The sequence below is a fragment of the Adlercreutzia sp. CNCM I-6207 genome (assembly GCF_977072305.1).
On record NZ_CDRVLZ010000013.1, the window covers coordinates 63,201 to 85,831 of the forward strand.

Genomic DNA, 22,631 nt, shown 5'->3' on the forward strand with positions numbered 1-22,631 from the left:
CAAGGGGCGCCTTCTTTCAATTCCGTCAAGCCATCCCGCGGGCTCCTGTTAAGGAAGAGCCCAGGCTTGGTGGAGTCATCATGAAGCCGGCGAGTTAGCGAACCGGCCTCGAATCGGCGAACCGCACGGCCCGCATGCAGATGTTAGAGCGATTGCTCGGCCGCAATCTCGGCCTGCTCGAACTCGAAGGCAGTCTCCGCATCCTCGGCGGCAGCCTGCTCGTTGCCCAGCGCGTCATCGTACTCGGTGGACATGGTGGCCTCGGCCACAACCTGCTGCTCGACGCGCTCGAGATCCTTGGCGGCATCTTCGTTCTTGGCGGCCTCGGTCGCAACGAACTCCTCCATCAGCGTATCCTTGTCAGCCATGATCCGGCTCCTTTCAATCGGTGCGATACCCATGAACTTACACTGCAGGAGCAAGATCGGTTGCCCTTGCAAGGAGTATTCTATGGGCCTCAGCAGCAAGGTAAACTTGAGCGGGCCGATAGTAATTCAGAGGTTGGACGCGCGTTGCCTTGCCGTCATGAGACCCGCGCCGCAAGTCATACCGCGCTTGCGGCAAGGGGCGACCGAGGTCGCCCCCTACGGGAGGAAACGCAGAGAAGCCGCCCGAGGGCGGCTTCTCCGGTATAGAACGATGCTTCCACGCTCCGCTTTTGCGGCTGGCGGGCGCGCGGCGCACCCGAAGTTCCCAGTCGAACGATTACTCGCTCTTGACGTCGGCCTTCTCTTCCTCAGCCTTCTCCACCTCGGAGGTCTCGACCTCCTTGGCAGCCTCGGCCTCGGCCTTCTCGGCTTCCTCCTTGGCGGCCTCGGCGGGATCACCGGCGGTCTCCTCGGTCTCGCGGAACGCCTCGGCCTCTTCGGCCTTCTTCTCCTCGACGGCCTCGACCTTCTCGGCATCGGTCATCTCGGCGCCGTTCTCGGCAACGGCCTCGGCGGCGTCTACAGCCTCGATCTGCTCGACGGTGCCGTCGGCCTCGAAGCCCAGATCCTCGGCGAGCTCCTCGGACTTGTCGGCCTTCTTGGCGACCTTCTTCGGGGCAGCCTTCTTGGTAGCGGCCTTCTTCTCGGCAGCAGCCTTGCGCTCGGCCTTGGGCACGCAGGGCTCGGTCACGAGCTCCATGATGACCATGGGGGCGTTGTCGCCCTTGCGGGGCCCGAGCTTCATGATGCGGGTGTAGCCGCCGGGACGATCCTGGAACATGCCCTGGGCGACCTTCTCGAAGATCTCGCGGACGAGCTCCTTGTCGTTCAGGTAGGCGATGGCCAGACGGCGGGAATGCAGGTCGCCGCGCTTGGCCCAGGTGATCACCTTGTCGACCTGCGGGCGGATCTCCTTGGCACGGGACTCCACCGTCTTGATGCGGTCGTTCAGGAACAGGGCGGACACCAAGCTGCGCTTCATAGCCTTAGTGTGGCTATAGTCGGTGCCGAGCTTGCGACCCTTCTTGTTGTGTCTCATAACTCTTTGTCTCCTAAAGCTTCAAATTGAGGTCCATGGAAATGAGCTTGTCCTTCACTTCCTCGATGGACTTCGCACCAAAGTTCCGAATGTTGAGCAGGTCGTTCTCGGAGAACTCGACGAGCTGGCGCACGGAATGGATGCCCGCGCGCTTCAGGCAGTTGTAGGAGCGGACGGAAAGGTCCAGATCCTCGATCTGCTTGTCAAGCTCGGCGTTGGACTCCTGACCCTCCGGCGCGAAGATGGAGGGAGCCTCGCCCTCTTCCTCCTCGCCGGTGGAAGCCAAAGCCAAAAACGCGCCCATGTACTGGTTGATGATGTTGGCCGCGCGGCACACTGCCTCCGTGGGGGCGAGCGATCCGTCGGTCTCAACTTCAAGAACCAGCTTGTCGTAGTCGGTGCGCTGGCCCACGCGGGTGTCCGTCACGTTCATCGTGCAACGGCGCACCGGCGAGAACAGCGAGTCCACATGGATGATGCCGATGGGGTCCTCCGTGCGCTTGTTGCGCTCGGCGGACACGTAGCCGCGGCCGACACCGATGCGGATGGTCATGTCCAGCTGGCCGCCGTCGGCAACCGTGGCGATGACGTGATCGGGGTTCACCAGGTTGAACTGGCCCGGCACCTCCAGATCGGCGCCGGTCACCGTGCAGGGGCCCTCGGCGAACACGTGGGCGGTCGCCTCGTCGGCCTCGTCAGACACCTGGGAGAACACCAGGCCCTTCACGTTCAGCACGATGTCGGCGATGTCCTCGATGACGCCTTCCGCGGTAGTGAACTCGTGCTGGACGCCCTCGATCTGGATGGCGGTGGCCTTAGCCCCGTCCAGCGAGGAGAGCAGCACGCGACGCATGGAGTTGCCCAGCGTGTTGCCGTAGCCGCGCTCGAGCGGCTCGACGATGTAGCGGGCAACGGTGTCGTTGACTTCCTCCGTGGTAACGGTAGGCCTCATGAACTCTGTCATGTATGGGTAGCCTCCTAAAAAAGTCGCGATTATTTCGAGTACAGTTCGACGATGAGCTGCTCGTTGATGTCCAGATCAATCTGGTCGCGCGTCGGGAGGGACAGCACGCTGCCCTGCAGCTTCTCGATGTCGATCTCCAGCCATGCCGGGACCTGAACGCGCTCGTTGGAGACCAGAGCGCTCTTCACCACGAGAAGCTCCTTGGCCTTGGGGGCCACCGAGACGAGCTCGCCGGGACGCACGCGGAAGGACGGGATGTCCACGCGGCGGCCGTTCACGCAGATGTGGCCGTGGGTCACCATCTGGCGGGCTTCCTTGCGGGTGCGGGCGAAGCCCAGGCGGAAGACCACGTTGTCGAGACGGGTCTCCAGGATGGTCATCAGGTTCTCACCGGTCTGACCCTCCATGGACTTGGCGCGCTTGAAGTACCCACGGAACTGCTTCTCGAGCACGCCGTAGATGAACTTGGCCTTCTGCTTCTCACGCAGCTGCATAGCGTACTCGCTCTCCTTGCGGCGACGCTTGGGCTGGCGGATGGATTCCTTCTTGCTGGAGTAACCGAGCACCACAGGATCGATGCCCAGCTGACGGCAGCGCTTGAGAACCGGAGTTCTGTTGATTGCCATAATGTACGATCCTTTCAGTTACACGCGGCGACGCTTCTTGGGGCGGCAGCCGTTGTGCGGGATGGGGGTGCAGTCCTGGATGCTGGCCACTTCGAGGCCGGCAGCCTGCAGGGAGCGGATGGCGGTCTCGCGACCGGAACCCGGGCCCTTCACGTAGACGGCAACCTTCTTCAGCCCGTGCTCCATGGCCGTCTTCGCGGCGGCCTCGGCGGCCATCTGCGCGGCGAACGGCGTGGACTTGCGCGAGCCCTTGAAGCCCACGGTGCCCGCGGACTGCCAGGAGATCACGTTGCCCTGGGGATCGGTGATGGAGACAATGGTGTTGTTGAACGTAGACTTGATGTGAGCGGCGCCCACGGCAATGTTCTTACGCTCAGAGCGCTTGATGCGCGTAGTACGTACTTGCTTCTTAGCCACGGTTTGCTTACCTCACTACTTCTTCTTGCCGCCGATTTGCTTGCGCGGACCCTTGCGGGTACGGGCATTCGTGTGCGTGCGCTGGCCGCGAACGGGCAGGCCGCGACGATGACGCAGACCGCGATAGCAGCCGATCTCCATCAGGCGCTTCACGTTCTGAGAAACCTCGCGATGCAGGTCGCCTTCGACCTTGAGGTTCTGCTGGATGTAATCGCGCAGCTTCGCGAGGTCTTCCTCGGAAAGGTCCTTCACGCGAATGTCGGGATCGACGCCGGTAGCGGCGATGATCTCTTTGGCCGTAGTGAGGCCAATGCCGTAAATGTAGGTCAAGGCGATCTCAATGCGCTTATTGCGGGGAAGATCGACACCAACGAGACGTGCCATGTTGTTCTAAAGTCCTTTCTTCCTAGCCCTGACGCTGCTTATGGCGCGGATTCTCGCAGATGACGAGAATCTTGCCATGGCGTCGGATGATCTTGCACTTGTCGCACATCTTCTTGACCGAGGGACGTACCTTCATGTCGTTTCCTTTCGGTATGCGGATCGTTCTATACGTGCACGCCCAGCCGCTGGCGAGTGTTTTCTCAGCTGTGACCGCGCGCGAAGGATCCGGGTCTTCACGCGGGGGCTACCCTATGCGGGCCTTGAGGGGGAATTACTTGAAGCGGTAGGTGATGCGGCCGCGGTTCAAGTCGTACACCGACAGCTCCACGGTCACGCGGTCGCCGGGCAGGATCTTGATGTAGTGCATGCGCATCTTGCCGGAAATGTGGGCGAGGATGGTGTGCCCATTCTCGAGTTCCACCTTGAACATCGCGTTGGGCAAAGCTTCGAGCACCGTGCCCTCGAGTTCGATTACATCTTCCTTAGCCAAAAGTTGCTCCTCCAAAACGGACTGATAAAGCAGCAACGCAAGATAGTACCAAAAAGGCAAGAGGATTTGAAGAAAAAATCGCACAAGGGCGTAAAAAACCAAAAAGCGGATTTGGCTTTGAAAATGACCTGCTTGTCAGGCCTGCGGTCGAGCCGCGCAGCTCTCGTTCGCGAAACGGAGCCGCCAGGTATTGTTCGCGCTGCCTCGCGCGGCCGCCTTGTCGGCAATTGGGTATGCTAGCACAGGTGCGCCCCTCGATGCAAGCGGGAGGCGCACCTTGGCAGATAAAACAAGGGGGCGGCGCGCCCAGATGAGACAACAGGGAACCCAGGCGCGCACCCCTACACGAAAAGATGGTCGACGGCTACTCGCTCAACCAGCGCAGGGTGCGGCTGCTTTTCTTCGCGAGGATGACCAGGGCGATGATGACGATATCGACGATGAAGCCGAACACGAACACATTCTGGAACACGCCGGTGGCCTCGTAGATGGACATCATCAGCGGAATGCCCAGGCTAGCAACCAGGTAGCCGCAGCTGGTGATGCGCGAGAAGATCTTCTCGAAGTCCCTCATGCCGAAGATGGAGAGCGCGAAGGTGGAATAGCCCACGCCGGTGATGGCGTACATGGCGTCGTTCAAACCAGCGCCTACGCACGAGCCTACCACCGACTCGCTGCTGAAGTACAGCACCACGAATGACACCATGGTGATGCCCGTCCACAGCACCATGGCGCGCGTCGAGCCGAATTTATCGCTGGTGGCACCCGCCAGGGGGTTAAAGACAATGTCGCAGAGGCTCGCCGAGGACACCATCAGTCCGCCCACCACCGCGCCAAGTCCCACCACTTCGGCGTAGGTTGGAAAAATGGCGTTCATACAGGCCGTCCCTTGGCACAGCATCACCACGCCCACGCAGAGGAGGAACGGCACGCTGCGGAACGCTGCGGCTGCCGGCACGCCGGGCGCGGTGCTGGGAGCCAGGGTTTTAGCGCGCCCAGCCGCTTCCTCGTACCCGTAAGGCAGAAGCCCCTTATCTTCAGGGCGATAGCGGATAACGAAGACGATGGCAGGCAGCGCCAGGCATGCGGATGCCGCGGCGAGCACGAAATATGAGGAGCGCCAGCCAATGGCCTCGATAATGGTGGCGAACAAAGGGCTTGCCACGGCGCAGTACAGCGCCTGGATGGCCCACACCACGCCGATGGCGAAGCCGGTCTTCTTCGCGAACCAATTACCCATGGTGGGCGTGACGGTAACGGTGCTGGTGGCCGCCAGCCCGAGACCGACGAACACACCGGAGACATACCACATCCAGGGCTCATCGTAGAAGGCCATGGCCACAGTGGCCAGCACCTCCATGGCCACGGCCGCGATCAGGATGACCGGCAGTTTCACGCGCGTGAGCAAATTGCCCACCAGGGGCATGGCCAGGCCCATGCACACCATTTCTATGGTGGTATAGAGCGTCAGGGTAGAGAGTTCGCAGCCGATGTCCGTGCTGACAGGATAGAACCACTGCGCGCCCACCACCGAGAACGAGCCGATGGTGCCGCTCATCATCAGACCATAGGCAATCATCACAAGCCATGCATAGTGGGGCTTATTCCCCTGTTCAACGGTTTTCGCAGATGTCATTGCATCCAACTCCGTTTCTAAGCTCGAAGATTCGTTTCCAAAGTCGATCTCTCACAGCTGCGAGATTACATAGGACCGGTACTCGAAGGCCTTGTCGGCAATGGGCAGCGGGAACGTGTCGAAGGTGTGCGTGAGGCCCGTGAGCACATGGAGCTCGACGGGAACGTGAGCCGCCATCAGGCGCTTCGCGTACTCGATGGTTTCGTCGCGGAACAGGTCGAGCTCGCCCACCTCCAGGAAAGCCGGCGCCAGGCCCTCGAAGCTCTCGTTGCGCGCCGGGGCCTCGCAGGGCAGCACTTCATCGGTTCCCCGGCGCTCGCCCAGCACGGCCTCCCAGGCCATCTTGTTGTTCTCCGCGAACCACACGTGTGCAAGGCCGTCAAGCTCATCGTCGCAGGCCACGGTTCGGTCGTCCAGCATGGGGTAGATGAGAATCTGCTTGGCCAGCGGCACGCCTCTGTCGCGCGCGAGGATAGCGGCCCCCGCCGCAATGCCCGCGCCGCCGCTGTCGCCCATGATGGCAACGCGGTGCGCATCGATGCCCAGCTCGTCCGCATGGCCGATGAGCCACAGGTACCCGTCGAGGGCATCCTCGGCCTGGGGGCGCGGATGCTCGGGCGCCAGGCGGTAGCCGATGGACAGAAACGGCACGCCGCTTAGGGCCACATAGCGCGAGATATCCGCGTCCATCTCGTCGATGCCCATGAGGATCATGCCGCCCCCGTGGACGTACATCACCGCCGAGCGCGCGTCCGACCCCTCCTTCCGGTACCAGCGGGCCCGCATGGGATAGCCGTCGGCCGTCTCAATCTCCACATCACGCGCCACGACCCCCTCCGCCAGCGGCAAGTCCCGCATCTCGGCGTAGAGGGGGTCGGCGAACGCGCGCATTTCCTCAAGGGTTCCCACGAACTTCTCCGCAGGCGGGAAGCCCGCGGGGTCGTCTACGAGCTCCTGGAGCTCGGGATGGTAGCGATAGGTCATTCCCCTCATCCTCTCCTTTTCTCGAGAATCGGAAAACGCGAAAAGCCACCTGCCCGGCACAAGGGCAGGTGGCTTTGGGGCTTACTCCTGCGGGGCGGCCTCGGCGGCAACCTCGACGGTTTCCTGGGGCAGCTTCGCGGACTGCTTCTCGCCCACCAGCAGGCATACGATGATGATGGCGCAGACGATGAACCCGAAGACGAACACGTTCTCGAAGGCACCGGTAACCTCGTAGATCTTCATCATGATGGGCACGCCCAGGCTGGCAACAAGATAGCCGAACATCATGACCGTGGAGAAGATGCGCTCATAGTCCTTCTTGCCGAACCAGGCCATGGTGAAGGTGGCTAGGCCCACGCCGCAGAGCGCGTACATGACATCGTTGATGCCCGCGCCCACGATGGCCAGAATGGGGCTGTTCACGCTGAAGTACAGGATGACGAACGACACCATGGTGACCACGGTCCAGCCGATGAACGACTTGGTGGGGCCGAACTTGTCGGCCGTGGTGCCCAGGATGGGATTGAGAGCGATATCGGCAAGGCTTGCCGCCGTCACCATGAAGCCGCCCACAATGGCGCCAAGGCCAACTACCTCGGCATAGGTGGGGAACACCACGTTCATGTTCGAGATGGTCATGGACATCATGACCACGAGGACGGCCATCACGAAGGGCACCGAGCGCAGGGCCAGTTTGTAGGGCACGCCGGTCTCGGCGACCGCGCCACCCTCTTCCTCAACGGCGTTCGGGTCGTAGCCGTAGGGCAGCATGCCCTTGTCCTCGGGACGATAGCGAATGACGAAGATGGTGAAGGGCAGGGCCATGACCGCGGCGATGATGGCCAGCACCACGTAGCTCATGCGCCAACCGAGCATCTCGATCATGTTGCTGAAAATGGGGCTCGCCACCGCCACAAAGATACTCTGGATGGTGAAGATCATGCCAATGGCGAAACCGGTCTTCTTGTGGAACCAGTTGCCCAGGGTGGGCGCAGCGGTCACGGTGCTGGTGGCCGACAGGCCGAAGCCGATGGGCACAGCCGCCACAAACCACATCCACATCTCGGTGAACATGGACATGCAGGCGAAGGGAACGAGCTCCAGCAGCACGGCCACGGTCATGAGCACCGACAGCTTGATTTTGCCCGATGCCATGATCTTGCCGCAGATGGGCATGCCCAGCGCCATGAACACCATGGATAGCGTCACGTACAGGGTGAACGATGACAGATCGAAGCCCAGCTCCTCGCACACCGGATAGTAGAACAGGCCGCCCATGACGGTGATGGCGCCGATAGTGGCGCACATGACCATGCCAAAGCCGACCATGACGAGCCAGGCGTAGCCGCTTCCGCTTTTCTTTGCTACTTCAGTAGACATGCTTTCTCCTTACGGGAACGGCGGGCAGCCGCGCGGGCCGCCCGCCCGTGGTGAGTCGACGACTAGATGCCCAGAACAGCGGCCAGGCAGGCCTTGATGGTGGGCTGGCGGTTGCCGGCCTCGCGGAAGATCTCGCTGGCGTGCTTCTCGAAGCACTCGTCGGAGATGCAGATGCCCTCGGTGAGGATGCGGCGGTCGCGCTCGTTCTTGGCCTCGGCCAGGAACTTCTGCATCAGCTTCATGTCGGCGTTGTGGTAGGCCGGCAGCATATGCATGACCAGGCAGTCGGGGTTCTTCACGTAATCTTCCATCAGGTCGCTCGTCACGCGGTAGGGCTCCATGATGTCGGAGTGGCGCAGCCACGCGTCGTAAGAGTACTCCAAGCTCGTCCAGTCGCCGGTGGCGGCCAGGTCCTCGTCGTGCACGTCGGGGTTCTGGTAGATCCAGCACTCGGTGGTCACCACGTCCATGCCCTTCAGCTTCTCCTTGTCGGAGGTGAGCACGATCTCGTTGTTCGGTGCCCACTTGTCGAACAGGTCCTCGATGTTCTCCTTGAAGGAGTCGCACAGCTGGTAGCGCTCGTCGTCGGGGCCCACGGCGTAGAAGTCCATGCCCAGAAGCGCGCACAGGCGGCCGTACCACATGGCGGTGGTGGCGCAGTTGCCCACGAAGGCCAGCTTGCGGCCCTTCAGGTTGCCCAAAAGCTCCTGCATGGTGAGGGCGTCGGCCAGCATCTGGGTGGGATGGTCGCCCTCGCAGCAGGCGTTGATGACTGGAATGGTGGCGATGTCGGCCACCTCGCGCACGTAGGCCTCCTCGCGCTGGGCGCGCAGCACGATGGCGTCGTACATCTCGCTGAACACGCGGATGGAGTCCTTCACCGTCTCCTTGTTGCCGAAGTGCGAGTTGGACAGGTAGGTGAAGCCCAGGCCCAGGTCATGGCAGGAGGTCTCGAAGGCGCAGCGGGTGCGGGTCGACTCCCACTCGAAGTGGGCCACCACGTTCTTGTTGTGGAAGCGGGCGTGATCGACGCCGGTCATCTTCTCGGCCTTCAGCATCTTGGACAGATCCAGCAGGTACTGGAACTGGTCGGGGGTCATGTCGCCGATGTTGATGATGTCCTTTCCTACGAAGTTGTTAAGCATGGGTGAGATTCCTTTCCTCTTGTTTTCTTCCCTTGCGAACTCACGTTATTGGGGCATTGCCACGTTCTTGGTCCAGCAGTGCACGCCGCCGCCGAACAGGTTCAGGCAGTACGTGTCCAGCATGACGACCTCGCGGCCGGGGAACACGCTCTCGAGCACCGCCTTGGCGCGCTCGTCCTTCTCCTTGATCTTCGGATCCATGCCCTCGTGCCAGTAGCGCTGGCCCAACACCACGTCGTTGCACACGAGGAAGTTGCAGTAGCTGCAGGAGTTGACGAAGCAGTAGTCGCCCTCGGGCCACGGGGTACCGTCGAAGGCCACGCCGCCGTTCTCGTCGAAGAACTGCTTCCAGCCCATGACCGTGGGGTTGTCCTGGCTGCCGCGAAAGATGAGATGCTCCGGGAAGGGCATGCGCACGATCTTCAGCGGGCGGCCGTCGGGCAGCGTCTCGTTCTTGAGGATCTCGTAGGCGGCGTCGATGCGGCGCTTGTTCTCGGCGCTGACAGGACTCTCGGCGGCCTCCTCGTCGGTCACCTCGGCCAGAAGCACCGTGTCCTCGCCCACGAAGCGGCAGTACTCGTCGGCATGGGCGGCGAAGGAGCCGGGCCATACGAGCGTGCCGTCGGCCAGCTCGTCGATGGGCCCCTTGCGTATGTCGTCGTCTTCGAGCAGCGGCTGCGGGATCCAGATGATCTTGTCCAGGTTCCACACGCGCTTGTACTCCTGCTCGATCTCTTGTTTGGTGTACTCGGGATTGCGCTTGTTGACCTCGGTGTCCTCCACGGCGATCATCACTCCGGCGCCATTGAACTCGCGATTGCCGCCTTCGGACACCATATCGGAGTTAATGGCATCGAACACATCCAGGTCGATGGCCATCTGTGCCCCGCAGCGACGGGCCAGCTGCTGGGCAGGCTCCATCTTGTCGTTGTTGGAGTAGTTGCTCCAGCGCATGTTCACAGCCAGCGTGTTGCCCTCGTCGTCGATCATGACATCGGGGCCGTTGTCGCGGATGGACACGCTCCAGTCGTCGAACTGGGTGAAGCGGATGAAGGGGCTGAACTTCTCATCCCCGTTGTCAGCGGCGGTGTTGCGCTGACCCTCGGTATCGGGGTCGGACACATCCACACCCGCATCGGCCAGCATCTGCTTGCAGGCCTCAAGGGAGGTCTCGCAGCCGCAGTTCACATGAACGTTCACGTGACCCAGCAGATTCTTCACCACCTCGACGAGCACCTCACGACCCTTGTCGCCGTCCTCACCGGCGCAATAGTCGGGAAGCCAGTTGATGAACACGTCGGTCTGCGGTTCGAACTCTCCCGGGAATCGGAACTTCTCAATTTCCACTTGCTGCTCCTTTCGTCCTGCCCGCGCTCTTGCGAACGCCCCTCTTGTTCCTTACTTACTGTAAGTAAGGCAAACTATAGTGACCTTCCCGCTCAAAGTCAATGGATTTTTTTACAATGTGTAAGTTTTTTTACACGCTGTAAAGATTTCAGGTAATATATAGGCGATCGAAAAAGCTTCGAGCGAACGAGTCTATTGGTTGCAGAGCGAGGAAAACCCCATGTCAACACGAGATCAAATACTGGAAATCGCCTATCGGGCCTTCGCGGAGAAGGGCTACAACCACACCTCCATGGGAGCCATCGCCGAAGAGCTCGGCATCACGAGGCCGGCCCTCTACTACCACTTCTCTTCCAAAGAGGACCTGCTGCTGGCCACCTACGAGATGATCGACCCGCTCATCAACGTGAGCGCCGACGAAGCGCTCGGCTGCACGGAGCCCGCCGAGTTCAAGCAGGCCTTCGCGGCCCTCATTGCGAGCATCACCAGCAATTTGCGCAACGATGAGCAGCGGGCCCGGTTCGTTGCCACCGTCGAATCGACGTCGGGGCAGATTCCGGCCATCACCGAGAGCGCCCAGGCCCAGTACGACGAGACCTGCGCCATATTCGCAACTGCGCTGGAGCATGGAAAGGCAATCGGCGCCGTTTCGGCCGATATGGACATCGATGCGGCCAAGCAGTACTTGGGCATCTTCATCTACGGCATCGGCGACATCATGCTCCGCGGCTGCAAGATCAACATGAAAGCCACCCGTGACATGGCCTTGAAAGCCATCTTCGGATAGGGTCCTTCCCTACTCCACGTACCCTTTCTGGAGCTTGCGGGCCAGTTGCAGGCCGCGGGCTACGAAGCCCTGGCCGTATTCCTCGCGGATCTTCCAGGCGTAGCGAGTGTGAGGGTCCTCGAACTTCAGGCGCTGGAAGGCCAGGCATTCGTGGACCGAGGTGCCGAAGTCATCGAAGAACGCTTCCATGGCATCGATGATACGCTTGGCAGCCTTCACCACCGAGCAGGCGGTGCCGTCGGGCATGACGATCTTCACGGTCTTCAAATCGTAGTGGGCGGCGTTCTTGAAGTTTTGCACGGCCTGCACCTGGTCCTTCACCGTGAGGTTCGCCGGCGCTTGGGCGGCGGCCCATACCAAAAACAGCTGGCTGAACAGCACGTCGCGCTCGTCGATACCGGAACGGACGAGCGGGTTCAAGTCCACCATGCGCAGCTCGATGTGGCTGATGCCCTCTTTTAAGCCCTCCAGGCTGTAGGGGCCGAAGTTTTTCAGCCGGATGGGGTAATAGAGCTCGGAGGGGTAGCGAATCATGCCGCTGTCGATGTAGGACTGGATGGAATCGGCGTAGGCCGCCGCACTCGTATAATCGAGAATGGGCGCGAAGAAGTTCCAGTAACCGAGCTCCGAACAGCGTACGGTGGCCAGGCCCTGGAAGAGGTCGCCGCCGATGCGGCCCTTCTCCACGAAGGAGGAGTCGCACACCGGGCTCGCGGCCATGACCGCGGTGAGAATCCAACTGTAGGCCACGCAGTTCTCGGCCAGGCGCACGTAGAACTGGTCGCGGTAGGCCTCGAAAATGGCGGGGGCGTCGGGACTCTCCGCGCGGGCGAGCTCGTAGTCGGCACGCAGCAGCGCCTCGCCGAAAGAGTAGTTCAGGTGAATGCCGGAAAAGGCCATCTTGTAGCGGCCGTAGCGGTCGGAGAGGTACTCGCGGTATTCCGTCTTGCCGGCATCGTCGCCGAAGTACTGGGCGATGGGGATGTCCTTCTCGTTCAGGATATAGGGCGGGTTCGAGAAGGGCCACAAAAGCTCGCGCTCGGGCAAATTCGCGATGGCCCGCTGCACGAGGCCGTTGTAGTGCTCCAGCGATTGGATCGCCTCGGCCGGCGTGGCGCACACCGGCGTGTTCACTTCCACCTGGTTCTCGGAGAAATCGCGCACGATGTGCACGTCGTCGGCGAAGTCGGCCGGCGTATGGGCGAGAAAGCCGCCGCCGTCGATGCGCAGCGACTCTTTCTCCAGGCCGAAGCCGCCCTCCAGCAAGTGGGCGCGAACTGATTCATCGTGGGCGTGCAGCATGGTTGCCTCCCGAAATGCGTCGGGCGTCGACGCGACGCCCTGAAGCGGCGGCCATGCGGCCCCGCTATCCCTGATGTTCACGGTTAAGTTTACCAGTTGCGACTTCTCTCTCGCGAAACACCATCGCATCGCTACTATTCTGCAACCCTGCATCCCGGCGCTTTGTCGCACCGACGCGCCGACACCGCGGCACACCGGCACGTCGACGCTCTGGGCCTCCGATGCCTCCAATTGTGCAAAACACAGTAGTTCTCGTAGTGCGGAACGCACGTTCTTCAAGAATGAAGACACGTTTTCCCAGGTCATACTTTTCACAAACCCCTCATCCAACACCTCCAATTACGAGATCTGCCGTGTTTTGCACAAAAACGGGGATGCCCCGTGGGCCAATTGCTCATTGACCGAAATCGCACGGAGCGTTAGACTATGCGATTGCGTAAAGAAGTGGGCCTTTAGCTCAGTCGGTAGAGCAGGGGACTTTTAATCCCAAGGTCGCGGGTTCGATCCCCGCAGGGCCCACCACTTTTCGTTCGATACGGCACTGGGGTATCGTCCAACGGCAGGACTCTGGTTTTTGGTACCAGCTACCTAGGTTCGAATCCTAGTACCCCAGCCATTTTCCGCACAAGCAAGCCGCTCTCCGGAGCGGCTTTTTCATTGCCTGCTGAGAGACGGAGACGCAACCGCGAGAACCCTCCCCTACCGCGCGCCCTTCTCTGTTTTGGCGACAACGAGGAACAGGGCCAGGGCGAGCGCGCCTACGACGGCCATGCAGAGGTACAGATTCGCGTACCCTATGAGCGGCGCCACGATGCCGAGCAAGATAGGGCCCACACCCACGCCCACGTCGAGCAGCATGTAGAAGGTGGCGTTGGCGACCGACAGGCGCGCATCGCTCGTCACGCGCACGGCCATAGCCAACCCGCACGACTGCACGGTGCCCACGCCGAAGCCGAGCAGGGCCGCAGCCCCCAGGATCATCCAGTCGTTGGCCGCGAAGGCGAGCACCACCATGCCGAGCGCGAAGGACACGAACGCCGGCACCATGACGGGATGAGGCCCCACGCGGTCGAAGGCGCGGCCGGTGAAGGGGCGCGTGACGAACATGGCCAGCGCGTACACGACGAAGAACACGCTGGCGGCCCGGGCCAGGCCGATCTCAGTGGCGTAGGGCGTGAGGAACGTGAGCAGGCTGGAATAGCCGAAGAACAGAAGGCCGCACACCACCGAGATGGGCAGTACGCCGGCTTCCACGAAACGGGCGAGCGGCGAATGCTCCACCTTGGCGGCGACCTTCTCTTCCAAATGAGTGGAGGGCACGCGGGTAGAGGCCGCCAGCGCCTCGTCGCGGTTGGCGGCGGCATCTTCGCGCGCCTCCTCGTCCGGGGCCTCCGCCACCGCACCGGCCACGGCATCGGCGGCCGCTTCCACCTCGGCCTCGGCGGCCGCTTCGCTCCCCTTCACCTTCGTGGAAGATGCGGGGCGCAGAAGCAGCGCCGCCGGAATGGAAAGAGCCACGAGCACGCTCGCCACAACGAACACCACCGGATAGCCGAAGTTGTTCGCCAGGAAAATGCCCGCAAAGGGCCCGATGGCGCTGCCAAGGGTGATGGACAGCATAAAGTACCCGATGCCCTCGCCCTTGCGCTCGGGCGGCACCACGCTGGTAATGACCGTAGCGATGGTGGTGGAGCACACGCCGTAGGAGAACCCGTGGGCCAGACGCACGCCGATGAGCGCGCCCACCGGCTCGTTCAGCAGGTACAACGCCGAAAGCGCCACCTCGGCGATGCACCCGACGATAAGCAGCGGCAGCCGTCCGAAGCGCTCCATCATCGGCGCGGCGGCGAAACGCGAGAACAGCGTGCCCACGATGAAGGCGCTGGCGCAGAAGGCAGCCACGGCGGCCGGCGCCTGGTACACGGTAAGCGCATAGGCGGTCATGACCACCATGAGCATGAAGTAGTTGCCGGCGATGAAGAAGTTCAGGAAGGTGCCAGCGATGAAGTTGCGCGTCCAGAGCGGTGCGGGCGCAGGCGCGGGCCTTTCGCAACGCGAAGGAATAGCAACCTTGGCAGCAGATGAGGCCATTAGCGGCAGTCGCCTTCTTTCGCGATGAGCACCGTCATGGGCGACTCCTTGGTGACGGCATAGCTCACGGAACCCAAAAAGCCCTTCACGCCGCCTTGGCCGCGACTGCCCATGATGATGAGGTCGCAGCCCTCCTCCTTCGCGCAGTTCACGATGAGGTCGGCCGGGGACGTGCCCTTGAGCACGCGCACCTCAGTCGGGTTCACCATATCGGCGGCGATGGCCTCCAGCTCCTCGCGAATGGCCATGGCGTCGTCCACCATGACGGTGTCCATGCCGGCGGCGGCCGAGCCCGACGAGAACAGGCGCATGACGTGCACGAGCACCACTTCTACCGCCGGGTTCTGGGCGGCAATCTCGCGCATCACCTCCAGCGCTCGATGGGAGGGGGCACTGCCGTCATAGGCGACGAGGATCTTCTTGCACCACATGGGCATCCTTTCTGCTTCGCGCATCGGCCCCGGCACCCCGTCGGGCAACAGGTAACCGAATCAAGTCCGCTTTCCATTGTAGACCCGCCAGCCTGCCGCCACCGATTCTTTGCAAAGTTGTTGCAATAGAAAAAGCCGCCCCCGTCTGACAGCGGAAGCGGCCCCACAACACAATTATTCGAAAGCATTGCGAGGCGGCCCGCCGTAGCCGCGGCGGCTCGCCTGTTCTTTACCATAGAAGGCGTCCGGCGAAAGCCAACGACCTTCCTCAGAAGGCCCCTACTCCGGCTCGACGAACGTGTCGCGGTCGGGGGCGAAGGACTGCATGGCCTCGATGGTGCGGGCGAACAGCTCGTCCAGCTCCCAACCGAGCATATCGGCGCCCGAGGCGATGACCTCGCGGCTCACGCCGGCGGCGAAGCGCTTGTCCTTGTACTTCTTCTTGAGCGACTTCACGTTGAAGTCCATGACCGACTTGCTCGGCCGCATGACGATGGCCGCCCCGATGAGGCCCGTCAGCTCCTCGGTGGCGAACAGGATCTTCTCCATCTGAAGCTCCGGCTTGGGCAGATCGGTGTTGTAGTCGGAGGTGTGCGACTGAATAGCGCGGATGAGCTCCGGCGTACCACCCGCCTCCTCGATGAGCGGCGCGGCGTACAGCGTGTGCTTCTCCGGCTCGTCGTCGTGCTCTTCCCAATCCAAGTCGTGCAGAAGGCCCACGATGCCCCAGAACTCCTCGTTTTCCGGATCGTACTCGCGGGCGAAGTAGCGCATGGTCTGCTCGACGGTCTCGCCGTGCTCGATATGGAACGGATCCTTGTTGTGGGCAGCGAGCAGTTCAGCCGCTTGCTCGCGGGTCATGCCGGCGGAAAGTGCGGTCATGGGCGTCTCCTCTCGTCTTGCTTGTCGCTTCCTGACACTATAACGGGGATGCACCCCCTTGCGCTATGGGGTGCGAAACAAAATTCCCTATGCCCACTTTAGTGCTCGAACAATCCAAGTCCTTGTTTCGGGCAAGAATTTCGAGTTGTTAGACTCTCACTGTCGAGCAAAATGATCGTTCCGCCGTAGCATGATCCTGCTGCAGAGCAGTGACAAGGTTGCGACCTGGCCTTTTGCCCAGTTGCCTCGAGATGCGCAGTCGCCAAACCGATCGACAGACCTGTTAGCGCGCTCCCTTATGTCTAACAACTCGAAATTATGCCCCGAAACGAGCCCCCAGGATTCCCGGGTGCCCGTTCTGGGGCAGCAATGCGAAGAGACCAGCAGCAGGATGCTTGCAGCTACGCGACCCGATTCTACGCGACCCGATTCTACGCGACCCGCTTCTTTCCGAAGATGGTCTTGCAGCCCTTGACGGCCAAGATGACGGCGAACACCATGAGCAGCACGCCGATGACCAGCTGCAGCACCGTGGCGGCATCCATCGTGCCGGCCGCCAGAAGGCCGATCTTGGCCCACACCGTCAGCGCCAGCGAGGTCAGCGTCACCACCATCATGAACGCCATGGGGAAGTAGAACATCTTGTTGTTGCGGCCGGCGTTACCCAGCCACGCGCACACAGCGAGCAACCCGAGCGCGGCCAGCAGCTGGTTGGCGGCGCCGAACAGCGGCCACACGAGCTGGTAGCCGGTCATGCCCAGCCCCACGCCGAGCACCACCGTGATGATGGTGGCGACCCAGGGGTTCACGAGCACCGCGCGCCAACCGGTAAGGTCGCTTGCCTCCATGCCGTGGGGCGTGAAAAGCTCCTGGAACATGTAGCGGCCCAGGCGCGTCGCGGTGTCGAGCGAGGTCAGGCAGAACACCGACACCGCCAAGACAAGCAGAGCGTAGGCGACCGACTCCGCGCCGGCGAGCCCGGGCACGCAGGCGAGCATCTGGGAGAGGCCCGCGGCGAAGACCTGGGTCGGCGAGGCGTAGGTGCCGTCCATGTAGCCCGAGAACACGAAGGCCACCGCGCACAGCGAGATGACCGCCACCAAGCACTCGAGCAGCATGCCGCCGTAGGCGATGGGCTGCGCCTCGGCCTCGCGGTCGAGCTGCTTGGAGGTAGTGCCCGAGGCCACGAGGCTGTGGAAGCCGGAGATGGCGCCGCAGGCGATGGTGATGAACAGCGCCGGGAACAGAAAGCCCGAGGCAGCCACCTTGGATGTGCCAGCCGCAGCGGAAAAGCCGGTGAATGCGGGAATGTCCAGCGAGGCGGCGTTGCCCATGACGCCGGCGCCGATGATACCGACAAGCGCCAGGGCGATCATGCCGTAGAGCAGATAGCTCGACAGGTAGTCGCGCGGCTGCAGAAGGATCCACACCGGGGCCACGGAGGCCACGAGGATATACAGGCCCACAAGGATCATCCAGGTGGTGTTGTCCAGCGCGATCACCGGCAGATTGTAGCCGAGGGCCACGACGACCACGATGATGGCCAGAGCTGAGACGATGTTCGCGGCCGCGGGGATCTTGCGACCACGGGTGATAACGCCGTAGATGACGGCTACCACGATGAACAGCACCGAGATCATGGCCGTGCGCATGTTGGCCAAATTCCCCGTCTCGACTGCCACGGCCTTGGCGGCGTCGTCAGTGGGCACCGGTGCCACAGCAAAGGTGCTCGCCACGATGGAGGCGAAGGCGGCCACCACCAAAATGAGCGTCAGGTACGAGAAGATGCAGAACAGCTTCTTGGCCGTGTCGTCGATGTTCTCGGCAATGACCGTCGCGAGCGTCTGCCCCTTGTGGCGAATGGAGGCGAACAGCGCGCCGAAATCGTGCATGGCGCCGAAGAAGATGCCGCCGATGAGCACCCACAGAAGCACCGGCACCCAGCCGAAGATGGCCGCCTGGATGGGGCCGTTGATGGGGCCGGCGCCGGCGATGGACGAGAAATGGTGGCCGAGCACCACGTAGGGCGCGGCGGGCACGTAGTCCTTGCCGTCCTCGAACTCGTGGGCCGGCGTGGGGCGGTTGGGGTCGATGCCCCACTGCTTGGCGAGCCAGCCGCCGTAGAAGACGTAGCCGCACACGAGAACCGCGATGGCTACCAGAAGAATGATCAGGGCATTCATAACGTACTTCCTCTCTTCTCGCCCTGGGCTTCAAAGAGAGGGCGCGCGCCATCGCAGGCTCGGCCCTCCCGATCTTGCGGAAACGCCGGGGCGGACGCGTCAAGCCGATGCCCATCGCGCACGGCGTCGCGAACAGCGCTGCTCGCGTTGCCGCAACGAGCGTCGCGCACAGCAACGCCGCCGTCGATGAACGCATTGGCCTGGAGCGTTTCCCCCAGCGGTTTTCCCTGTGAATTGGTCGTCACGCGCCCGCGCGACAAGTCGGCCACCGCCAGACGCAGATCGGCCCACCCCCGCCAGCCGAGCGCGAAGTTCTTGCGGAAGCGTGTGCGCCGCACGCGCTCCCACGCGAGATCGTCTACGGCATCGGCGACGATGGCGAGCGACAAGTACGTCGTCATGTGATCGGGCGCGGGCCGCACGAGGGAGAGCCCCTCGCCGGTAACGCAGCCGACCAAGTCGTCCAGCTCGCCTGTGGTCAGGCGGGGCGTGCCCCAGAAGAACAGGTGCTCGTGGCTGGCCGCCTCCCACAACTTCGCGCGCTTGACGAGCACGTACCGAGAGACCGAGGAATGGAACTCGGCGTAACCCGGGAAGGTGCGGCCGGCGAAGTCGTGGTCGCGCTCGACGTCGAACCACGCTTCATGGGCGGCAAGAAGTCGCTCGATGACTTCTCCACGGCCTGCCAACGCCATCGCCTTCTTCCCATTGATGACCGAAAAAGTTAACTTTGCGAGCGTAGTACTTACGACTGGGCGATGCAAGAACTTTTTTGACGGCTCGTCAGGTTTTTACGGAGTGGAAACGCTCGGCGATGCCGCTAGAACACGACCCCCAGGCCATTGCAGATAAGGCCCCAGAACACGCCTATGGCGTACAGCACCGCGATGATGGCGACGTTCTGCTTCCAGTGGCGATTGGCCCGGGCCAGCACGAGCAGCCCCACGCCAGCGGAAACGAGCAGTCCCGCGAGCATGGCCCCAGCACCCAGGACGCCCTCCACATACAGCTGGGCGATGACCACGCTGGCGGCGCAGTTCGGAATAAGGCCCACAAGCGCGCAGGCGAACACCGAGAAGTTCGGATTGTCGCCGAGGAACTGGGCGAGCGCGTCCTCCCCCACCGTTTCCAGCACGACGTTCAGCGCGATGGTGATGAGGAAGATGAACAACGTCACCTGCACCGTATGCTTCGTGGCGCTCTTCAGGATGCCCTTCCAACCGTGCCCATGCTCATGGGTGTGCTCCACGTCATCGTGGTGCTCGTAGGCGCGTTCGGGGGCCTGCTCGCAGGTGTGACAGTCGTGGTTGCAGCCGCACTGGTCCTGCTCGCACAGCTCATGGATGCGCAGGCGCTCCTTGTCGCGGCGCGCCAGGCGCAGCACGGCATCCACGATGAAGCCCATGACCATGCCGATGACCACCTTCGCCCCCATGATGGACAAGATGGTATTGCCGGGCACCGCCTCGGCCAGGAAAATGGGCAGCATCTCGTCGGAGGTGGAGAGGAACACGGCGAACAGCGTCCCCAGCGTTATCACGCGACCCGCGTACAGCGTGGCCGCCACGGCCGAGAAGCCGCACTGGGGCACCACGCCCAGAAACGCGCCCACAATGGGCCCGGCCGCACCGGCGTGGCGAATGGCCTCCTGGGTCTTGCCGCCGGTCTTGTGCTCGAGCCACTCCATGGCCAGGTAGGTGACGAACAGAAACGGGATGAGGTACAGGGTGTCGGCCAGAGAATGCTCCAGCACGTGTTCGGCTATGTGCGCGATGGTTTCCATGGATCTAAGATTCTAACGCGTCTGTGGCGATATCCACCGAATCGTTGCCCTCCTCCACGATCAGCGGGCCCTCCACCTTCTGATCTTTGGGCAAAAGCAAGCTCGCCAGAATGGCCACGACGAAGACCACGGCCACGCAGTTGTCGGCAAAGACGCTCTGCACGAGCTCCGGGAAGATAGCGAAGATGTCGCCCATCTGCGTAAACCCGATGCCGACGGCCAGCGACAGCGCGGCGATGGTGATGTTGCGCTGGGAGAAGCCGGCATTGGCGATCATCTGGAAGCCGCTGACGATGATGTTGCCGAACATCATGATGGTGCAGCCGCCGAGCACCGCCTCGGGCAGCGATGCGAACACGAGGCTCACCACGGGCACGAAGCCGGCGAGCACGAGCACGACCGCTCCCGTGGCGATGGCGCGACGGTTCACCACGCCGGTCATGGCGATGAGGCCGACGTTCTGCGAGAACGAGGTGACCGGCGAGCAGCCGAACACGCCGGCGAGCGAGCTAACGAGGCCATCGGCCGTCACGGCGCCGGAGAGCTCCTTGTCCGTGGGGTTGCGGCGCAGCGCGGCGGCCGTGAGCGCCGAGCAGTCGCCCACGGTCTCGGTGGCGGAGACGAGGAAGATGAGCGTGACGGTGATGATGGCGCCGAGGTTGAACTCCGGCGTCACAGGCAGCACGCCCGGCAGCGAGAAGAGCTGCGCCGAAGCGAAGCCGGAGAAGTCCACTTTGCCCAGAGGAATGGCCACCAGATACCCCACGACAAGGCCGAAGAGCACCGAAAGCTGTTTAGTGGCGCCCTTGGCGAGGCCCTGGAACACAAGGCACGCCAGAAGCGAGACGGTGCCGAGGATGAGGTTCGTGGCGCTGCCGAAATCCTCCGCGCCGGAGCCGCCGCCGAAGGAGGCCGCCCCCACGCCGAGCAGCGAGAACCCGATAGAGGTCACCACCACGGCCGCCACGATGGGTGTGATGATACGCCGCCACCAGCGGGCGAACAAACCCAGCAGCCCCTCGATGAGGCCGCCGACGATGACCGCTCCCACGAGCGCCCCGTAGCCCTGGGTCGCCGCAATGGTGCAGGCCACGGAAACGAACGTGAAGCTGATGCCCATGACGATGGGAAGCCCGCTGCCCACCCGCCACAGCGGGAACAGCTGCACGAAGGTGCCGATGCCGGCGATGAACATGGCGTTCTGGATGAGCGTGGCCCGCAAGTCTTCGGGAAGGCCCGCCGCTGCCGCAATGATCGCGATGGGCGCCAAGTTCGCCACGAACATGGCCAGCACGTGCTGCAGGCCGTAGGGGAAGGCCGCCAGCCAGCCGATCTCGCCATCAAGGGACGAGAGCGCCTTCATCTTCGGGTCGATGAAAACCACGCCGCCCTCGCTTTCCACGTTTCTCTTGCGGCTCATGAGCGGAACTCGATGGCGCCGGTAGCGGGATCCATGGCCTCGACGATGGCGAGCGACTGCAGGTCGTAACCTGCCTCGCGCAGCTCGTCGCCACCGGGCTGGAAACCTTTCTCAATGGCGATGCCGATGCCCTCCACAGTGGCCCCGGCACTCTCGCAGATCTCGAGCAGCCCGCGCAGAGCGCAGCCGTTGGCGAGGAAGTCGTCGATGATGAGCACGTGATCGTCGGGCCCCAGGAAACGGGTGGAGACGATGACGTCGTAGATGCGGTTGTGGGTGAAGGACTGGATGCGCGTGGAATACATGGTGCCGTCCAAGTTGATGGACTGGGTCTTCTTCGCGAACACCACGGGCACGCCGAAATGATGCGCCACCACGGCGGCGATGCCGATGCCCGAGGCCTCGATGGTGAGGATCTTGTTAATGGGCTTGCCCGCGAACAGGCGCTTCCATTCCTCGGCCATCTGGGAGAACAGCTCAATGTCCATCTGGTGGTTCAAGAAGGCGTCCACCTTCAGCACACCGCCCGCCTTCACCACGCCATCGCGGCGAATGCGCTCTTCCAACAATTCCACGGAAACCTCCTTGGGCTTCGGGGCCATTTTCGCGTATCGCACTATCTTAGGAGATCGCGCCCCTCTTGGGAACGACTGCCGAAAACACCCATAGAAAAGGATGTGACCGCGAATTGGCTGTTAGCACAGCTTGGAAAATGTGCTTTTTTGAATAGGGATTTGACCTGGTATTTTTTGAGTTTTACCAGGTCAAAATGGGTGTTTTCCGAAAACAAAAAAGCACATTTTCCAAGCTGAGGGGGGTGCGGACGTTTTTCCGGACGGCCTAGGCGGCCAGCCCCAGCCGCCTCCTGCGGCCGGCTATCGTATCGTACACCTTGCGCCCTCCCTCGTCGAA

General features: G+C 62.4%; 23 protein-coding genes, 2 tRNA genes and 1 pseudogene. 3 read left to right on the top strand and 23 right to left on the bottom strand.

The features are described from left to right. Window positions 1-143 precede the first annotated feature (143 nt). The 13 genes and pseudogenes from ACW4QM_RS07870 to ACW4QM_RS07930 form a co-directional block, all read right to left on the bottom strand. Window positions 144-368, bottom strand: coding sequence for a hypothetical protein (locus ACW4QM_RS07870; protein WP_114549710.1), 225 nt, complete (start codon window positions 366-368; stop codon window positions 144-146). Window positions 369-1,032: 664 nt separating this feature from the next. Continuing rightward, window positions 1,033-1,467: pseudogene (gene rplQ, locus ACW4QM_RS07875) on the bottom strand (50S ribosomal protein L17); the annotation flags it as partial. 13 nt (window positions 1,468-1,480) lie between these two features. Next, window positions 1,481-2,431 carry a DNA-directed RNA polymerase subunit alpha gene (locus tag ACW4QM_RS07880; protein ID WP_022740413.1) on the bottom strand — a complete coding sequence of 317 codons (951 nt, stop codon included), beginning with the start codon at window positions 2,429-2,431 and terminating at the stop codon, window positions 1,481-1,483. Between the two features lie 29 nt (window positions 2,432-2,460). Further along, window positions 2,461-3,057 (bottom strand): 30S ribosomal protein S4, encoded by a 597-nt coding sequence (gene rpsD / locus ACW4QM_RS07885; protein ID WP_022740414.1) that lies wholly within the window; start codon window positions 3,055-3,057, stop codon window positions 2,461-2,463. Window positions 3,058-3,075: 18 nt separating this feature from the next. Then, on the bottom strand, window positions 3,076-3,474 hold the full coding sequence (gene rpsK, locus ACW4QM_RS07890; protein ID WP_022740415.1) for a 30S ribosomal protein S11: 399 nt from the start codon (window positions 3,472-3,474) through the stop codon (window positions 3,076-3,078). A 15-nt stretch (window positions 3,475-3,489) separates the two neighbouring features. Then, on the bottom strand, window positions 3,490-3,858 hold the full coding sequence (gene rpsM, locus ACW4QM_RS07895; protein WP_022740416.1) for a 30S ribosomal protein S13: 369 nt from the start codon (window positions 3,856-3,858) through the stop codon (window positions 3,490-3,492). Window positions 3,859-3,880: 22 nt separating this feature from the next. Further along, on the bottom strand, window positions 3,881-3,994 hold the full coding sequence (gene rpmJ / locus ACW4QM_RS07900) for a 50S ribosomal protein L36 (protein WP_016309305.1): 114 nt from the start codon (window positions 3,992-3,994) through the stop codon (window positions 3,881-3,883). Between the two features lie 135 nt (window positions 3,995-4,129). After that, window positions 4,130-4,348, bottom strand: a complete 219-nt coding sequence (gene infA / locus ACW4QM_RS07905) for a translation initiation factor IF-1 (protein ID WP_016309306.1) — start codon at window positions 4,346-4,348, stop codon at window positions 4,130-4,132. A gap of 364 nt (window positions 4,349-4,712) precedes the next feature. Next, entirely contained in the window at window positions 4,713-5,984 is a 1,272-nt protein-coding gene (locus ACW4QM_RS07910; RefSeq protein WP_114539649.1) for an MFS transporter, read from the bottom strand. 51 nt (window positions 5,985-6,035) lie between these two features. Further along, window positions 6,036-6,968, bottom strand: coding sequence for an alpha/beta hydrolase (locus tag ACW4QM_RS07915; protein ID WP_161127356.1), 933 nt, complete (start codon window positions 6,966-6,968; stop codon window positions 6,036-6,038). A gap of 81 nt (window positions 6,969-7,049) precedes the next feature. Next, window positions 7,050-8,348, bottom strand: a complete 1,299-nt coding sequence (locus tag ACW4QM_RS07920; RefSeq protein WP_114539647.1) for an MFS transporter — start codon at window positions 8,346-8,348, stop codon at window positions 7,050-7,052. A gap of 62 nt (window positions 8,349-8,410) precedes the next feature. Further along, window positions 8,411-9,493 (bottom strand): ornithine carbamoyltransferase, encoded by a 1,083-nt coding sequence (locus tag ACW4QM_RS07925; RefSeq protein ID WP_114539646.1) that lies wholly within the window; start codon window positions 9,491-9,493, stop codon window positions 8,411-8,413. 45 nt (window positions 9,494-9,538) lie between these two features. Beyond that, the gene (locus tag ACW4QM_RS07930; RefSeq protein WP_114539645.1) at window positions 9,539-10,840 is read right to left on the bottom strand and encodes an agmatine deiminase family protein; all 1,302 of its coding nucleotides are present in this window, start codon (window positions 10,838-10,840) and stop codon (window positions 9,539-9,541) included. Window positions 10,841-11,060: 220 nt separating this feature from the next. Between ACW4QM_RS07930 and ACW4QM_RS07935 the strand changes: the two genes are divergently transcribed. After that, window positions 11,061-11,627 carry a TetR/AcrR family transcriptional regulator gene (locus tag ACW4QM_RS07935; RefSeq protein WP_114539644.1) on the top strand — a complete coding sequence of 189 codons (567 nt, stop codon included), beginning with the start codon at window positions 11,061-11,063 and terminating at the stop codon, window positions 11,625-11,627. 9 nt (window positions 11,628-11,636) lie between these two features. Here the strand turns inward: ACW4QM_RS07935 and ACW4QM_RS07940 are convergent, their stop codons facing one another. After that, window positions 11,637-12,929 (bottom strand): hypothetical protein, encoded by a 1,293-nt coding sequence (locus tag ACW4QM_RS07940; RefSeq protein ID WP_114539643.1) that lies wholly within the window; start codon window positions 12,927-12,929, stop codon window positions 11,637-11,639. Window positions 12,930-13,375: 446 nt separating this feature from the next. On the opposite strand from ACW4QM_RS07940, the gene ACW4QM_RS07945 reads away from it, so the two are divergent. Then, a tRNA-Lys gene (locus ACW4QM_RS07945) sits at window positions 13,376-13,451 on the top strand. 20 nt (window positions 13,452-13,471) lie between these two features. Next, a tRNA-Gln gene (locus ACW4QM_RS07950) sits at window positions 13,472-13,545 on the top strand. Window positions 13,546-13,628: 83 nt separating this feature from the next. On the opposite strand, the gene ACW4QM_RS07955 is transcribed toward ACW4QM_RS07950, so the two are convergent. The 9 genes from ACW4QM_RS07955 to ACW4QM_RS07995 form a co-directional block, all read right to left on the bottom strand. Further along, entirely contained in the window at window positions 13,629-15,020 is a 1,392-nt protein-coding gene (locus tag ACW4QM_RS07955) for an MFS transporter (protein WP_114539642.1), read from the bottom strand. Beyond that, window positions 15,020-15,451, bottom strand: coding sequence for a universal stress protein (locus tag ACW4QM_RS07960; RefSeq protein ID WP_114539641.1), 432 nt, complete (start codon window positions 15,449-15,451; stop codon window positions 15,020-15,022). Before ACW4QM_RS07960 ends, ACW4QM_RS07955 begins: the two co-directional genes overlap by 1 nt. A 279-nt stretch (window positions 15,452-15,730) precedes the next feature. Next, window positions 15,731-16,333, bottom strand: a complete 603-nt coding sequence (locus tag ACW4QM_RS07965; protein WP_114539640.1) for an HD domain-containing protein — start codon at window positions 16,331-16,333, stop codon at window positions 15,731-15,733. 431 nt (window positions 16,334-16,764) lie between these two features. Then, complete coding sequence (locus ACW4QM_RS07970) at window positions 16,765-18,516, bottom strand: carbon starvation CstA family protein (RefSeq protein ID WP_173112234.1); 1,752 nt, start codon at window positions 18,514-18,516, stop codon at window positions 16,765-16,767. Further along, window positions 18,513-19,211, bottom strand: a complete 699-nt coding sequence (locus tag ACW4QM_RS07975) for a hypothetical protein (RefSeq protein WP_455798352.1) — start codon at window positions 19,209-19,211, stop codon at window positions 18,513-18,515. The genes ACW4QM_RS07970 and ACW4QM_RS07975 overlap by 4 nt, the downstream gene beginning before the upstream one ends. A gap of 125 nt (window positions 19,212-19,336) precedes the next feature. After that, a complete protein-coding gene (locus ACW4QM_RS07980) occupies window positions 19,337-20,299 on the bottom strand; it encodes a putative manganese transporter (RefSeq protein ID WP_161127360.1) in 963 nt (320 codons plus the stop codon). 4 nt (window positions 20,300-20,303) lie between these two features. After that, window positions 20,304-21,719, bottom strand: coding sequence for a uracil-xanthine permease family protein (locus ACW4QM_RS07985; RefSeq protein ID WP_114549682.1), 1,416 nt, complete (start codon window positions 21,717-21,719; stop codon window positions 20,304-20,306). Further along, a complete protein-coding gene (locus ACW4QM_RS07990; protein WP_022740429.1) occupies window positions 21,716-22,294 on the bottom strand; it encodes a xanthine phosphoribosyltransferase in 579 nt (192 codons plus the stop codon). The genes ACW4QM_RS07985 and ACW4QM_RS07990 overlap by 4 nt, the downstream gene beginning before the upstream one ends. 41 nt (window positions 22,295-22,335) lie before the next feature. After that, a partial coding sequence (locus ACW4QM_RS07995; RefSeq protein WP_455798353.1) for a hypothetical protein occupies window positions 22,336-22,631 on the bottom strand: 296 nt, incomplete at its 5' end.

Coding starts and splice junctions, on each gene's coding strand:
- ACW4QM_RS07870 (WP_114549710.1), bottom strand. CDS start 368: ATGGCTGACAAGGATACGCTGATGGAGGAGTTCGTTGCGACCGAGGCC.
- ACW4QM_RS07880 (WP_022740413.1), bottom strand. CDS start 2,431: ATGACAGAGTTCATGAGGCCTACCGTTACCACGGAGGAAGTCAACGAC.
- rpsD (WP_022740414.1), bottom strand. CDS start 3,057: ATGGCAATCAACAGAACTCCGGTTCTCAAGCGCTGCCGTCAGCTGGGC.
- rpsM (WP_022740416.1), bottom strand. CDS start 3,858: ATGGCACGTCTCGTTGGTGTCGATCTTCCCCGCAATAAGCGCATTGAG.
- rpmJ (WP_016309305.1), bottom strand. CDS start 3,994: ATGAAGGTACGTCCCTCGGTCAAGAAGATGTGCGACAAGTGCAAGATC.
- ACW4QM_RS07910 (WP_114539649.1), bottom strand. CDS start 5,984: ATGACATCTGCGAAAACCGTTGAACAGGGGAATAAGCCCCACTATGCA.
- ACW4QM_RS07915 (WP_161127356.1), bottom strand. CDS start 6,968: ATGACCTATCGCTACCATCCCGAGCTCCAGGAGCTCGTAGACGACCCC.
- ACW4QM_RS07920 (WP_114539647.1), bottom strand. CDS start 8,348: ATGTCTACTGAAGTAGCAAAGAAAAGCGGAAGCGGCTACGCCTGGCTC.
- ACW4QM_RS07925 (WP_114539646.1), bottom strand. CDS start 9,493: ATGCTTAACAACTTCGTAGGAAAGGACATCATCAACATCGGCGACATG.
- ACW4QM_RS07935 (WP_114539644.1), top strand. CDS start 11,061: ATGTCAACACGAGATCAAATACTGGAAATCGCCTATCGGGCCTTCGCG.
- ACW4QM_RS07940 (WP_114539643.1), bottom strand. CDS start 12,929: ATGCTGCACGCCCACGATGAATCAGTTCGCGCCCACTTGCTGGAGGGC.
- ACW4QM_RS07955 (WP_114539642.1), bottom strand. CDS start 15,020: ATGGCCTCATCTGCTGCCAAGGTTGCTATTCCTTCGCGTTGCGAAAGG.
- ACW4QM_RS07960 (WP_114539641.1), bottom strand. CDS start 15,451: ATGTGGTGCAAGAAGATCCTCGTCGCCTATGACGGCAGTGCCCCCTCC.
- ACW4QM_RS07965 (WP_114539640.1), bottom strand. CDS start 16,333: ATGACCGCACTTTCCGCCGGCATGACCCGCGAGCAAGCGGCTGAACTG.
- ACW4QM_RS07970 (WP_173112234.1), bottom strand. CDS start 18,516: ATGAATGCCCTGATCATTCTTCTGGTAGCCATCGCGGTTCTCGTGTGC.
- ACW4QM_RS07975 (WP_455798352.1), bottom strand. CDS start 19,211: ATGGCGTTGGCAGGCCGTGGAGAAGTCATCGAGCGACTTCTTGCCGCC.
- ACW4QM_RS07980 (WP_161127360.1), bottom strand. CDS start 20,299: ATGGAAACCATCGCGCACATAGCCGAACACGTGCTGGAGCATTCTCTG.
- ACW4QM_RS07985 (WP_114549682.1), bottom strand. CDS start 21,719: ATGAGCCGCAAGAGAAACGTGGAAAGCGAGGGCGGCGTGGTTTTCATC.